This window comes from Anaeromyxobacter terrae (assembly GCF_022690685.1).
GTDB classification, from domain to species: domain Bacteria; phylum Myxococcota; class Myxococcia; order Myxococcales; family Anaeromyxobacteraceae; genus Anaeromyxobacter; species Anaeromyxobacter terrae.
On record NZ_JALCYY010000022.1, the window covers coordinates 1 to 13,902 of the forward strand.

Sequence of the window (13,902 nt, forward strand, 5' to 3'; positions counted from 1 at the left end):
CGGCTCGAGGCCGCGCTGGCCGACGCAGACGCCCGCATCCTCGCCGGCTGGCTCGCCTCGCTCGAGCCGCCCGCCCGCGCGGCGCTCGGGCCGCGCGCGCGCCTGCTCGCCGGCCCGCGCCTGCGGGCGGCGAGCCGCTCCGCCTACCGCGACGCGCTGCGGGCGCACCTCTCCGACGCGGCGCGGGCGGCGGGGGTCACGTGCCTCCGCGGTTCGGTGTAGACTCCCGCCCCCATGTCAGACCCCGGGACGACCTCCTGCGCCGACTGTGGCGGCAGCGGCTACGTCGTGGAGCAGGTGCTCGGGCAGCCCGCGCGGGCGCGGCGCTGCACGTGCCAGTCCGCCTGCCCCCGCTGCGGCGAGACCGGCTACACGCTCGTCCCGTCGGGCGGCTCGATGGTCGCGCAGGTCTGCTCGTGCCGGCACCTCGACGAGCGCATCGGCGTGTTCAACCAGATCGGCATCCCCGCCGCCGTCGCGAAGGCCTCGTTCGACGGGTTCAAGAGCTGGTCGCAGGACCACGCCAAGGCCAAGGCGGTCGCCGAGGACTTCGCGCGCAAGTTCCGCAAGGACGCTCCGACGAAGGGCTACCTCCTCTACGGGCGCCCAGGGGCGGGCAAGACGCACCTCCTCGTCGCGACGCTCCGCTACCTCGCGCTCGAGAAGGGCGTCGGCGGCCGGTACGTCGAGTTCATGCTGCTGCTCTCCGACATCCGCTCCGGCTTCGACGCGAACCGCGGCCACATGGAGATCCTGCGGCCGCTCCTCTCCGTCCCGGTGCTCGCCATCGACGAGCTCGGCAAGGAGCGCGGCACCGAGTGGGAGCGCTCGATGCTCGACGAGCTCATCAGCCGCCGCTTCAACTCCGGCCTCGCGACGCTGTTCGCGACGAACTACTTCCTCGAGGCGCGCGCCCCCGCCGAGGAGCCGGGCCGCGTCGTGCGCACCCGCTCGCCCGAGTTCCAGCGCGACGCCGAGGCGATGACGCTCTCCCAGCGCGTGGGCGATCGCATCTACTCGCGGCTCAACGAGATGTGCAGCTTCGTGAAGCTCGACCCGGGCCACGACCTCCGCAAGGACCGGCACGGCGCCGGGAGCGGCGGCTTCTGGGGGTCGTGAACGGCGACGAGCGGCTCGCCCGCGCGCGTCCACGGACGCCCGCCGCGGGGCCGCCCTCGCGCGCCGCAGCTCAGCCGATGAGCCGCCGGTGGAGCTCCCTCGCCGCGTCGGGCAGCGCGCGCGCGTCGCAGTAGGCCGTCACCCGCAGCGCGGAGGTGAAGAGCGCGCGGGCGGGCGCGCCGAGCCCGTCGAGCACGCCGGTCACCTCGCGCAGCACCCGGTGCCCGGCGGAGAGCCCGGTCCCGACCACCGATACCGCACCGAGCCCCTCGTCGGCGATGTCGATCCCCGGCACGTCCGCGCGGAGGGCGCGCGCGAGGAGCTCCCAGTCGTGCACGTTCTCGAGCGCGAGGACGAGCCCGGCGCGCGTGCCCGGCATCGCGATCTCCGCGGCGATGGCGCCGCGCCCCTCGAGCCGCTCCAGCACGGCGGGCAGCGCGCCGGCGGGCAGCCCGAGCAGGGCGAGCTCCTTCTGCGTGGCGACCCCGGCGATCCGCTCCGGGTGCGTCCCGCCACGGACGACGGTCTCCTCCGCCCCGCCGAACGTCGAGCGGGCGTGGATGGCGATGCCCTTCTCCTTCGCGAACTCGACCGCCTGCGCGTTCAGCACCTTCGCGCCAGCCTGCGCGAGCTCCTGCATCTCGTCGTAGGAGAGCGCGTCGAGCCGCCGCGCCGAGGGGACGACGCGCGGGTCCGCGGAGAACACCCCCGCGACGTCCGAGTAGATCTCGCAGTCGCCGCCGAGCGCCGCGGCGAGCGCGACCGCGGTCGTGTCCGAGCCGCCGCGGCCGAGCGTCGTCACCTCCTTGCGCGGAGAGACGCCCTGGAACCCGGCCACGATGACGACCTTGCCGCGGGCGAGCTCCTCCTGCACGCGGTACGGCCTCACCTCGATGATGCGCGCGGAGGCGTGCGCGTCGGTGGTGATGATGCCCGACTGGCTCCCGGTGAAGCTGATCGCGTCGACGCCCTGGTCCTGGAGCGCCATCGAGAGGAGCGCCATCGAGATGCGCTCGCCGGCGGTGAGGAGCATGTCGAGCTCGCGCCGGGGCGGAGCGGCGGAGACCTGCTTCGCGAGCGCGAGGAGCTCGTCGGTCGTGTCGCCCATCGCGGAGACGACCACGCACACGTCCTTGCCCGCGCGCCGGGCCGCCGCGACCTTCGCGGCCACCTTGCGCATCTTCTCGACGTCGGCGACGGACGAGCCGCCGTACTTCTGCACGACCACCGGCATGGGGGACCTCCGGGCGGGAGAGCTTGCCCGCGGAGCGCCCGGCGGTAAAGGGCCGCGGGGCGAGCGGGGCGGCCCCTCGCCTGCCCGCCGGCGTGTGCGATATCTGGGGCCCGCACGGTACGGCGGGGAGGCCCGCCCGCAGCTGGAGGTTGACCCCCGCGAAAGACCCTCTTATGTTCCGCCGTTCCGCCGTTCCGGAAAGAAGGTAGAGCTATGGCCCGCGTCACCGTCGAAGACTGCCTCCCCATGGTCGACAACCGCTTCGCGCTCGTGCTCCTCGCGACCAAGCGGACCCGTCAGCTGATGGCGGGCGCACGGCCCCTCCAGGGCATGACCAAGAACAAGCCGCCCGTGCTCGCCCTCCGCGAGATCGCGACGGGCAAGGTGCGCTTCGACCGCTCGGTGAAGGACGCGCTCTCCGGCAAGTTCGACAAGGAGAAGTCGACGATCCCGGCCGGCCAGACCCGCACGCTGCGCTAGCCGCGCGTCCGAGCGTCGCCGCACCCGCGGGGCGTGTCCGAGAGGGCGCGCCCCGCGCGCTTTCTCCCGCCCCCCTCCGCCCTCGTCACGAGAGAGCGCGCGTCCCCAGGTAGGCGAGCTTCTCCCACCCTCCGAGCCGGTAGCTCTGGCGCAGCTCGCGGAGGAGCCCCTCGATGTCGGCGTCCTCGACGAACCGCCCCTCGAGCCACCGCGCGTAGCCGCCGCCGAGCCGGTTCGCCTCCCGGTAGCGCGCGAGCGCCTCGGGGCCGAGGTGCGGGTGGTAGCGGACGCGCTCGAACAGCCGCCGCCGGAGCGCGCCGCTCGTCCGGCGGAGGCCGCGCCGCCACAGGTGCAGGAGCAGGACCGCGAACTTGTCCACCTCCGCCTGCGCCTCCAGCTCGAGGAGCGACACCGGCCGCCCCGCCGCGGCGCGGGTCGCGAGGTAGACGAAGTGCGAGACGCCCTCGGCGGCGCAGGCGACGCGCGCGAGCGCTGCGCGCGCCACGAGGCGCGGGCGGCGGTGGTGCGGATCGGCCGCCGCCGCGGTCTCCATCACCGCGTCGTCGAGGTAGAGCCCGAGCGCGACGCCGTCCTCCTCCTCGAGGACGAGCAGCTCCTCCGGCGCCTCGGGCACCCGCCCGGCGGCCTTCGCCGCGTCGCGCCCGACGAGGAACGCGCCGACGCGCGGCGCCTCCACGGCGTAGATCGCCTCGAGCTCGCCCTGGAGGAACGCGAGCGTCCGCCCCGCCCGGCCGCGCGCCGCCCGCGTCACTGCGGCAGGTCTCCCTTGCCGCGCGGCGCCCCGGGCCCGGCGAAGAGCGCGACGCCCCGCTCGCGGAGCAGCTGCGCGACGCGCTCCGAGCGCGTCTGGAGGAAGCGCTCGTAGAGCCGCACGAGGCCGCGGTTCGAGCGCAGGTCCGAGAGCTCCGCGATCTCGGCGAACAGATCGACGAACTGCCCGAAGCGCCCGGAGAGCTCGGCGTAGAGCGCGTCGAGGCCCGGGCCGCGCTCGGACTCGGCGAGGGCGGAGTAAGCGCGCTCCCCCATGGCGATGTAGTAGTCGACGTCGACCGGCGAGCGCGCGAGCGAGTCGCCGAAGAAGCCCGAGACGAAGAGCGCGGTGTCGCCGAGGCGGCGCAGGTGCGCGGCGCGCGCGCGGCGATCCGCCTGCAGCGCGCGGAGCAGGACGAGCGCGAGCGGCTCGGAGTGGACGGTCCCGTCCGCGTCCTCGACGAACAGCCGCTCCGTCTCGAGGAACCGGGTGAGGAGATCGACGAGGTAGAACTCGGTGACCTCCTGGATCTTGAGCCTGCGGGTGGAGAGGGTGTCCGCGACGAGCTCGCGGAACCACTCCTGCGCGGACTTGCCGACCAGGATCGACTGGCTCACGGCTGCCGGGCCCTCCTCTCGCCCCCCCACGAAGCGCCCTCCCCGACCGGCGGAGAGAGACCTCTCCAAGACGGTACGCTTCGTGATCTCGCGCGGCAACTTGCCGCACTTTGGGCGGATTTCCCCGAGCCGTGCGCCGCGCCGCGCCACGCCGAGCAGCCCGGCCGCACGACTGCCAGCCGCCGCCTCGGCACTCGATCGGGGTGACTGCCAGCCGCAGGCGTAAAAGGCGCCCGTTTTCAAGGATTTCCGGATCCGCGCTGGTCGCTTGACACGTGGGGGGCGGTGGTTAGGATCCGCCGCGCCGCTGGCAGTCGGTTCGGTCGAGTGCCAGCGGCGAAGAACGACCTTCTTCACCGTCCCGGCGCGGCGCGTCGGGAACACACCGGAGGCATCCAATGACGAAGATCCGTCCGCTGCAGGACCGCATCATCGTGAAGCGCGTGCAGGAGGAGGAGAAGACGAAGGGCGGCATCATCATCCCCGACTCGGCGAAGGAGAAGCCGATCGAGGGCAAGGTGCTCGCCGTCGGCAACGGCAAGGTCCTGGAGGACGGCAAGGTCCGTCCGCTCGACGTGAAGGCCGGCGACCGCATCCTCTTCTCCAAGTACGCGGGCACCGAGATCAAGATCGACGGCGAGGAGCACCTCATCATGCGCGAGGACGACATCCTCGGCGTGATCGAGGGCTAGTCGCTCAGCCTTCCCCCTCCCAACGAAACGGAGCACATCAGAATGTCTGCCAAGGAAATCTGCTTCGACCAGAAGGCGCGCGACGCGATCCTCAAGGGCGTCAACACGCTCGCCGACGCGGTGAAGGTGACGCTCGGGCCCAAGGGCCGGAACGTCGTCATCGAGAAGAGCTTCGGCTCCCCGACGATCACGAAGGACGGCGTGACGGTCGCGAAGGAGATCGAGCTCGAGAACAAGTTCGAGAACATGGGCGCGCAGATGGTGAAGGAGGTCGCCTCGAAGACCTCCGACGTCGCCGGCGACGGCACCACCACCGCCACCGTGCTCGCCCAGGCGCTCTACCGCGAGGGCTCGAAGCTCGTCGCCGCCGGGCACAACCCGATGGACATCAAGCGCGGCATCGACAAGGCCGTCGAGATCATCGTCGGCGAGCTGAAGAAGCTCTCGAAGCCGACGAAGGACCAGAAGGAGATCGCCCAGGTCGGCATCATCTCCGCGAACGGCGACACGACCATCGGCAACATCATCGCCGAGGCGATGGAGAAGGTCGGCAAGGAGGGCGTCATCACCGTCGAGGAGGCGAAGGGCCTCGAGACGACGCTCGACGTGGTCGAGGGCATGCAGTTCGACCGCGGCTACCTCTCGCCGTACTTCGTGACGGACGCGGAGCGGATGGTCGCGAACCTCGAGGACGCGTACATCCTCATCCACGAGAAGAAGATCTCGAACATGAAGGATCTGCTCCCGCTGCTCGAGCAGATCGCGCGCTCGGGCAAGCCGCTCCTCATCGTGGCCGAGGAGGTCGAGGGTGAGGCGCTCGCGACGCTCGTCGTGAACAAGCTCCGCGGCACGCTGCACGTCGCCGCGGTGAAGGCGCCCGGGTTCGGCGATCGCCGCAAGGCGATGCTCGAGGACATCGCGATCCTCACCGGCGGCCGCATGATCGCCGAGGAGCTCGGCCTCAAGCTCGAGCAGGTCAGCCTGAAGGACCTCGGCCGCGCGAAGCGCATCTCGATCGACAAGGACAACACCACGATCGTCGACGGCGCCGGCCAGAAGGCCGACATCGAGGCGCGCGTGAAGACGATCCGCGCCCAGATCGAGGAGACCACCTCCGACTACGACCGCGAGAAGCTCCAGGAGCGGCTCGCGAAGCTCGTGGGCGGCGTCGCGGTGATCAACGTCGGCGCGGCCACCGAGACGGAGATGAAGGAGAAGAAGGCCCGCGTCGAGGACGCGCTCCACGCGACCCGCGCGGCCGTCGAAGAGGGCATCGTCCCCGGCGGCGGCGTGGCGTACCTGCGCGCGGTGAAGGCGCTCGAGGGCATGAAGGTGAGCGAGGGCGAGAAGTTCGGCCTCGACATCGTCCGCCGCGCCGTGGAGGAGCCGCTCCGCCAGATCGCCGGCAACGGCGGCTACGAGGCGTCGATCGTGGTGAACAAGGTGAAGGAGGCGAAGGAGGCCAACTTCGGCTTCAACGCCGCCTCGGGTGAGTACGAGGACCTCGTGAAGGCGGGCGTCATCGACCCGACCAAGGTCTCGCGCTCGGCGCTCCAGAACGCGGCCTCGGTCGCGTCCCTCATGCTCACCACCATGGCGCTCATCGCCGAGAAGCCGAAGGAGGAGGGCGCGGCCCCGGCCGGCGGCGGGATGGGCGGCATGGGCGGCATGGGCGGGATGATGTAGCTCGCCTCCCGCTGGCGTCGCGCCCGCCTCAGGGCGGCGCGGACCGCGGGACCGCTCGCAGGAATCGAAGGGCCGCCGGGAGACCGGCGGCCCTTTTTCTATTGGCATTTCCATTCCCGCCGCTGGACGAGCGCGGTCGCGCTGCGCCCGGTCTCCGCCCCTCGCCGGTCACGTGTACGAGGTTCGCGGGGTGTCGGTCGAGGCTCTGCAGGTACTCCTGCGCTCACGGTGATCGACGGGTGCGGCGTTCGGCCGCGAGCCCGTGAAATCCACCATTCGTGTGTGCTGGACCGCCTGGAGGACGAGCACCCGACCGAGCCCTTGTGTTTCACGCGGCGTGTAGAACTATGCCCGGACGCGGCGTGAAGGGTCGGATCCCTCTGGACCCTCACCCTCGGAACCAGGGGGGTCATCGATGTTCGCCGGGATCGTCGCAGCACAACTGCTGTTCTTGACGCAGGGAGTCTGTGCCACGGGGAGTACGCGTACCTGCAAGCTCAGCGGCTGCGCCGCTGCCGAGCAGGTCTGCCTCGACGGCCGGACGTGGGGCACGTGCACGTGCACGCGCTGCGACGACGCGAACGTGTGCACCGCAGACAGCTGGGGGGGAACGAGCTGTCGCTACGATCCCGTACCCGTGGAGGACGACGGAGACTCTTGCACGACGGACAGCTGCGATCCCGTCAAAGGGATGCTTCACGTCGCAATCGCGGGCTGCACAGTCACGCCTCCCGACCCGTCGACGGTGGCGAGTCCGCTCAGCAGCACGTCCATCACGTCGTTCGCCGATTCGGTAGCGTTTCTCTACTCGGGAACGAATCGCATCCAGTTCGGTGTCGCTGCCGGCGCGATCGATCTCACGCGTATCGCGGTCGCGCGCGGCAAGGCGCTCTCGAGCGAGGGCGTTCCGGTTTCGGGCGCGCTGGTGACGATCGTCGGGCGCCCGCAGTTCGGTCATACGTACACCCGAAGCGATGGCAGCTACGACCTCGTCGTGAACGGAGGAGAGCAGGTCGTGGCGCAGGTCGCGAAGGCAGGGTTTCTCCCCGCGCACGCGCGGGCTTTCGCACGACCACTGGACTACACGCCTCTCGAAGACGTCATCTTGCTCCCACACGATGCTAGGGTCACCAGGGTCGCCATGGGGATCTCGGCGACGCAGGTCGCACGTGGCTCGGCGGTCGATGACGGCGCCGGCGTGCGGCAGGCCACGGTGGTGTTTCCTCCTGGGACCTACGCTGGGATTTCTCTTCCCGATGGGACGAGCCAGCAGCTCTCCACGATGAACGTGCGCTTTACCGAATACACGGCGACGCCATACGGGAAGAAGGCGATGCCGGGCGAGCTCCCCCCGACCAGCGCCTACACATACGCAATCGAGCTGGGAGCCGACGAAGCGGTCGCGGCGGGAGCGACCGAGGTCAAGTTCAATCAGGCCGTAGCGATGTACATCGAGAATTACCTAGCGTTCCCCGTGGGCGGACGTGTGCCCGTGGGGTATTACGACCGGGCGAAGGGGAAATGGGTCCCTTCGAACGACGGTCGAGTCGTCGCGATCTTGGGCGTGAATGCCGGGCTCGCCGCGCTCGACGTAGACGGAAGCGGGTTCGAAGCGACCCCGACGCAGCTATCGGCTCTCGGAATCACTGACGCGGAGCGAATCGAGCTCGCCGGCCTTTATCAAGCCGGTCGGAGCCTCTGGCGCGTGCAGGTGACCCATTTCACACCGTGGGACTGCAACTGGCCCTACGGTTGTAAGGACGCGGACGGCGACGGCAAGCCGGACTGTGCGCAGCCGAACGCTCCGCCACCTAAGGAGCACCACGACGACTGCAACAGTACGCAGACGGGTTCGATCATCGAGTGCCAGAACCAAACGCTCGGCGAGAAGGTGTCCGTGGTTGGGACGCCGTTCGAGCTCTACTACAAGAGCGACCGTGCTTCAGGATACAAGGCGGCGAACACTGCCAGGATCCCAATCACCGGCGCTGTCGTTCCGCCAGGCCTGCTGAAGATCGAGGTCGAACTCGGGATCGCGGGGCGCAGCTTCAAATACGACTTCGTGCCTCCGTTCTCGCCGGACCAAAGCTTCACGTTCGAGTGGGACGGAAAGGATGCGTATTCTCGTGAGCTACGGGGAAGAGCGGCGCTGAGCATTCGCATCGGATATTCCTACGATACAGTCTACTTGGAGCCCTCAGACCGAAACGGTCCGATGAGCTTCGGCGCGCTCTCGGGGAGCGGCGTCTCATTCTCGGCAACCCGGTCCCGCGGCCCCGTCACGATATACCAAGCGTGGAACACGTCGTTGGGCGCGTGGGCGCCTCGGGCCGCGGGTCTCGGCGGGTGGGCACTGAGCCCGCACCACGGGTACGACCCGGTCGGTAGAATCGTGTACTTCGGGGACGGAAAGCAGCGGCGCCTCGCAGAGCTTCCGCCCATCATGACGACGTTCTCGGGCGGGGGCACCGACACCGGCGATGGGATTCCAGCCGGGCAAGCATCCCTGTCCGCTCCGATCGCCGTCGGCGTGGCACCGGATGGAACCGTGTACATCGGCGACGGTAGCCGAGTGCGAAGGGTCGGGCAGGACGGACTCATCACCACGGTCGCTGGAATCGTCGGCACGTGCAGAGAAGCCGGCGAAGGGGGCGCAGCAATCGGCGCCTGCCTGGGTGCAAAGGACGTCGAGGTGGAGGAGGACGGAGCGCTTCTCGTCGCCGATTATCACGCTTCGGGGGGTCGGTACGTTTCAAGGATCATTCGGATCACACCGGACGGCCTCATCCACATCGTCGCAGGCAATGGGACCACCGGATTCTCCGGGGATGGTGGGCCGGCGACGCTGGCCATGATCGACCAGCCGTTGACTGCTGTTCGCGGCCCCGACGGGAGCATCTTCTTCAACGAGTACAGCTGTCGCGTTCGGAGAGTGGATCCCGTCGGAACGATCAGCACCATCGCCGGGACGGGCGTGTGCGGTTCGTCAACCTTCGTCGAGGGCAGCCGCGCAGCGAGCGTGAGCTTCTTCGCGCGCGGGGCGCAGATCGGGGTTGGGGGCGACGGGAGCGTCTACATCCCGGACTGGGACGGTTCGATGTACCGTACCTCGCCGTACCTGCGCGTGCTCCGCGTGACGCCGGAAGGCGCGGTCTACACCTTCGCTGGCAACAACGACGACCACGTCACGGGCGATGGGGGACAGGCACGCCTGGCGGGGGTCGGCTGGGTATTCAGCGTCACTGTCGGTCCAGACGGAAGCGTGTATCTCGGTGAGGGCGACCTGTGGCTTGGGACAGGGGACAACCTGGTGCGTCGCATCAGGCCCGACGGGGTCATCACGACGCTTGCGGGGAAGTATCAAGGCGGAACGACGCAGGAGGGCGTCGTGGCGACCGAGGGCGCCCTCTCGCGCCCCGAGGGCCTCGCAATCGGTCCCGACGGATCCCTGTACGTTGCCTCGTCGTGGTCGAAGAGAGTGAAGAAGGTGGCGCTCCCGCTCCCGGGGCATGTCGCAGGGAACATCGCGGTCGCGAGCTTTTCGGGGAAGGACCTCTACGTCTTTGATGCTAAAGGGCGGCACCTTCGAACGTTGGACACACGGACCGGTCTGGCGTCACATTCGTTCGCCTACGACTCATCGGGACTTCTCGCATCCATCGCGGACGTCGACGGCAATACGACGCGTATCGAGCGCGATGGGCAGGGCTCGCCCGTCGCCCTGCTGGCGCCCAATGGCCAGCGTACCGATTTCGTGGTGGATGCCGACGGGTATCTCAGGAGCGTGGCCAACCCCGCGGGAGAGGCGACGACGTTCGCATATTTCCCCGGGGGCTTGCTCTCGACCTACGTCGATCCGCGGCAGAACTCACACACGTTTGGCTACGACACTCTCGGCCGCCTCACCAGCGATGCGAACCCCGCGGGAGGCCTGAAGAACCTCGCCCGATCTGAGCGGACGGACGGTTACACCGTGTCGCTGACGAGCGCGTTCGACGCAACCACGTCTCTGGCGTACGTGTACGAGGTCCAGGAAGCAGCTACCGGAGACCGCACGAATACGGACACCGAGCCGGACGGTTCCCAGACGACAACGGTGCGGACCGCGAGCGGGAGCATGGTCACCACGTTCGCCGATGGGACGGTCGTCAGTACGTCGCAGGCGCCTGATCCACGATTTGGGCTTCACGCGCCGTTAGCCGCCACCAGCATGTCCACGCCGGGCGGTCTCTCAATGACGACGCTACAGAGTCGTTCCGTCGTCCTTGCCGACCCAAACGACCTCCTGAGCGTGACGTCAGCCTCAAGCAGTCTTACCGTTAACGGTCGTGCGTTCACGGAGACGTACAACGCGACGACTCGGCGCCTCACCGCGACGACCCCCGCAGGCAGAACAGCACGTCGGGTGTTCGATGAGCGGGGGCACGTAGTGCGGCTCGAGCCGGCAGGCTATCCCGCCCTGAACGCGATCACCCTCGCATACGACAGCTCGGGCCGGGTCACACTTGTCGAGCAAGGCAGCCGTACGCTGGGCATCGCGTACGACAGCGCCGGGCTCCCCAGTACGCTGACAGAGCCGTCGCGCGATCCGGTTCGGCTTTGGTACGACCTCGCTGGAAGGACCCGGCAAGCGGATCTGCCTGGGAACCGGAGCGTTCTCTACGGATACGACGCGAATGGCAACATGACTAGCATAGAGCCGCCGGGGCGGACAGCACACGTATTTGGCTTTGACTCGGTAAACAGGCTCGACACATACAATCCGCCGGCAGTTCCGAGCCTCGATCTCACGCCTACTGTTTATGAGTATGGATTTGATGATGCACTCACGGCCACCCTGCTCCCGGATGGAAGCTCGATTGCCATCACCCATGAACGAGGCGTGACGGGATACTCAACTGGGCGCATCGGTTCCCTGACCACATGGCGCGGAACCACATCCCTGTCCTACGATCTGGCCGGGCGCCTCGCCGTACTCACGGCGCCTGGGGGAGAAGCCCTGTCCAAAGGCTACGATGGGGCCCTACTTACTTCCGAGATTTCCACTGGGTCTGTGTCCGGCTCCGTCACGTTCGGCTACGACACTGATCTGCGACTTGCGACTGTCGCAGTGGACGGGGCTCCGGTCAGTAACAGTTATGACGACGACGGGCTACTGACGAGTGCGGGTCAGCTGTCTATCGTGCGCCATCCAGCGACAGGGCTCGCCACGTCCACTTCGCTAGGCGTCATCTCTACGGCGCAGTCGTACAATGGGTATGGAGAACTCGAGAGCTTCAGTGCCGCCGCGGGGGCGTCGACTCTGTATTCCTACGTGCTCGTTAGCGACACATTGGGGCGCATCTCGTCCAAGACCGAGAACATTGGCGGTGTAACGACAGCATACGACTATGGATATGACACCGCAGGGCGGCTCTCCGACGTAACTGTGAACGGGCAGCTTGTCGCGACGTACCTATACGATGCGAACGGGAACCGGCTACAGAAGACGAGCGCCGCTGGCGTTGAAGAGGGTGCCACAGACGCGCAAGATCGGATGCTCTCCTACGGTAGCGCCACATATACATACGGTCCCAACGGGGACCTGCGGACCAGGGCGGTCGGAGACGAGATGACAGCATATGCCTACGATCCCTTCGGAAACCTGGTAGCGGTGACGTTGCCCGATGGGACCCAGCTCGACTATTTGGTGGATGCTCGGAACCGCCGTATCGGCAAGAAGGTAAACGGTCAGTTGGTGGAAGGCTTCCTGTATCAGGATCAACTCAAGCCTATCGCTTGGCTCGACAGCTCTGGAAACATCCGCGCTCGGTTTGTGTACGGAACAGGAGTTAACGTTCCGGAGTACATGCAAACCGTCGATGCCACGTACCGCATCCTGACTGACCACCTCGGCAGCCCGAGGCTCGTCGTCAACACGAGTAATGGAGCGGTGGCCCAGCGACTCGATTATGACGAGTGGGGACATGTAACGTACGACTCCAACCCCGGATTTCAGCCGTTCGGGTTCGCGGGAGGGCTCTACGATCGCGACACGGGGCTCGTCAGGTTCGGCGCGAGGGACTACGATCCGCAGACTGGGAGGTGGACGAACAAGGACCCGATCCGCTTCGCGGCCGGGCTGAATCTCTACGCGTACGTGGACAACGACCCGGCCAACCGTACTGATCCAAAGGGCCTGTATGGCACGACGAGCTGCGCGCCGTACGATGCGCGATGTCAGCAAAACGGGCATCCGTACTACTGCGAGATCGCACCGATGTTCTGTGAGTTCTTCCCCAAGAATGAACCAGTGTCAGATTGCATGAGGAAGTGCCTGCAGGACTACGACAAGCAACGCGACACGAACGTCTGCGAAGACAAGTCGAATCCCTTCAAGAATCCGGATCCGTCGTTCGAGTTCAACCTTCAGTGGGAGCACGAAAGCTGTCTCGCCTCGTGTCTCGCCGACGCCAACGCGAACCCGTTCACTCATCAGTCCCAACCCAATGACTAACGAGACTAGGGGCGTACTCCTGGCGCTCGGCGTCTTCGTCGTCGAAGCGACGGCGCTGATCGCGATTGTTTGGGGGGTATGGAGGTCTCGAGGTCCGCTGTGGCTTCGATGGCTCGTGGGCGCGACAGTCTACGTCGCCTATGCCTCCCTGGCGAGCCGGTGGGTGCCCGTCGTGTGGAGCGGCATGGTGATCGCCGTGTTCGCCGCTCTCGGGAATGCGCTTCTGTTCGGCGCGCGTTCCGGAGCGCATCGGCCAAGTGAATGGTGGGTCATCGCGATGAGGGCGTGGATCGCTCTTGCCGTCGTTCCCGCGATCTTCCTATTCATCTCGCGAGCGGTCCTGCGGGGCGTCCGAGCATATCGAAGAACGGGGGCACAGTAGGCGTGCCGCGCCGCCTCCGGGAGTAAGTCGTGTCCGCGGCTGTGCCGGCAAAGTGCGCGTGAGCGAGCGGGGCATTGAGGATGGCGCGCTCCCGCGAGGTCCTGCGGAGGTCTACCCGTGCGTTGCGGTCGACTTCAACGGTGAGCATATGGCGGAGGGGCGAGAACGCGACCCGGCGGGTCTCTATGGTACAAACGACTGCTGGTTACTACGGCCAGGCGTGCGCCGCGAATGGCGGCTTCTACGGAGTGCAATGTCGCTCCCGCTGCTTGTAGTGCGTTCCCGCACGAGACAAACGACTGGGGGGATGAAGCCGATCTGCCGATCGAAAGCCAAGAAGCACATGCAGTCCAGGACTGGGCAGCATGCGTTCGCCAGTGCCTGCAGGAACGGCACAGGGACCGAATGCCCCACCAGAATCAAT

General features: G+C 67.7%; 8 protein-coding genes and 1 pseudogene. 6 read left to right on the forward strand and 3 right to left on the reverse strand.

Features of this window, described 5'->3' with window-relative positions; translation table 11 throughout:
- Both MNY62_RS11665 and MNY62_RS11670 read left to right on the forward strand, forming a co-directional pair.
- Positions 1-222 (forward strand): annotated as a pseudogene (locus MNY62_RS11665) (hypothetical protein); the annotation flags it as partial.
- A gap of 12 nt (positions 223-234) precedes the next feature.
- Positions 235-1,119, forward strand: a complete 885-nt coding sequence (locus MNY62_RS11670) for an ATP-binding protein (RefSeq protein ID WP_242344334.1) — start codon at positions 235-237, stop codon at positions 1,117-1,119.
- A gap of 70 nt (positions 1,120-1,189) precedes the next feature.
- On the opposite strand, the gene MNY62_RS11675 is transcribed toward MNY62_RS11670, so the two are convergent.
- Positions 1,190-2,353 (reverse strand): aspartate kinase, encoded by a 1,164-nt coding sequence (locus tag MNY62_RS11675; RefSeq protein ID WP_242344336.1) that lies wholly within the window; start codon positions 2,351-2,353, stop codon positions 1,190-1,192.
- Between the two features lie 213 nt (positions 2,354-2,566).
- Here MNY62_RS11675 and rpoZ point away from each other — a divergent pair, with 213 nt between their 5' ends.
- Entirely contained in the window at positions 2,567-2,833 is a 267-nt protein-coding gene (gene rpoZ, locus MNY62_RS11680) for a DNA-directed RNA polymerase subunit omega (RefSeq protein ID WP_242338539.1), read from the forward strand.
- A gap of 85 nt (positions 2,834-2,918) precedes the next feature.
- Here rpoZ and MNY62_RS11685 read toward each other — a convergent pair whose 3' ends face one another.
- Both MNY62_RS11685 and MNY62_RS11690 read right to left on the reverse strand, forming a co-directional pair.
- Positions 2,919-3,605, reverse strand: a complete 687-nt coding sequence (locus MNY62_RS11685; protein ID WP_242344337.1) for a hypothetical protein — start codon at positions 3,603-3,605, stop codon at positions 2,919-2,921.
- Positions 3,602-4,222, reverse strand: a complete 621-nt coding sequence (locus MNY62_RS11690; protein ID WP_242344339.1) for a hypothetical protein — start codon at positions 4,220-4,222, stop codon at positions 3,602-3,604. The genes MNY62_RS11685 and MNY62_RS11690 overlap by 4 nt, the downstream gene beginning before the upstream one ends.
- A 398-nt stretch (positions 4,223-4,620) precedes the next feature.
- Between MNY62_RS11690 and groES the strand changes: the two genes are divergently transcribed.
- The 3 genes from groES (at position 4,621) to MNY62_RS11705 (ending at position 13,096) form a co-directional block, all read left to right on the forward strand.
- Entirely contained in the window at positions 4,621-4,914 is a 294-nt protein-coding gene (gene groES, locus MNY62_RS11695) for a co-chaperone GroES (RefSeq protein ID WP_242344340.1), read from the forward strand.
- Between the two features lie 42 nt (positions 4,915-4,956).
- A complete protein-coding gene (groL, locus tag MNY62_RS11700; RefSeq protein ID WP_242344341.1) occupies positions 4,957-6,600 on the forward strand; it encodes a chaperonin GroEL in 1,644 nt (547 codons plus the stop codon).
- Between the two features lie 637 nt (positions 6,601-7,237).
- On the forward strand, positions 7,238-13,096 hold the full coding sequence (locus tag MNY62_RS11705; protein ID WP_242344342.1) for an RHS repeat-associated core domain-containing protein: 5,859 nt from the start codon (positions 7,238-7,240) through the stop codon (positions 13,094-13,096).
- The last annotated feature ends 806 nt before the right edge of the window (positions 13,097-13,902 follow it).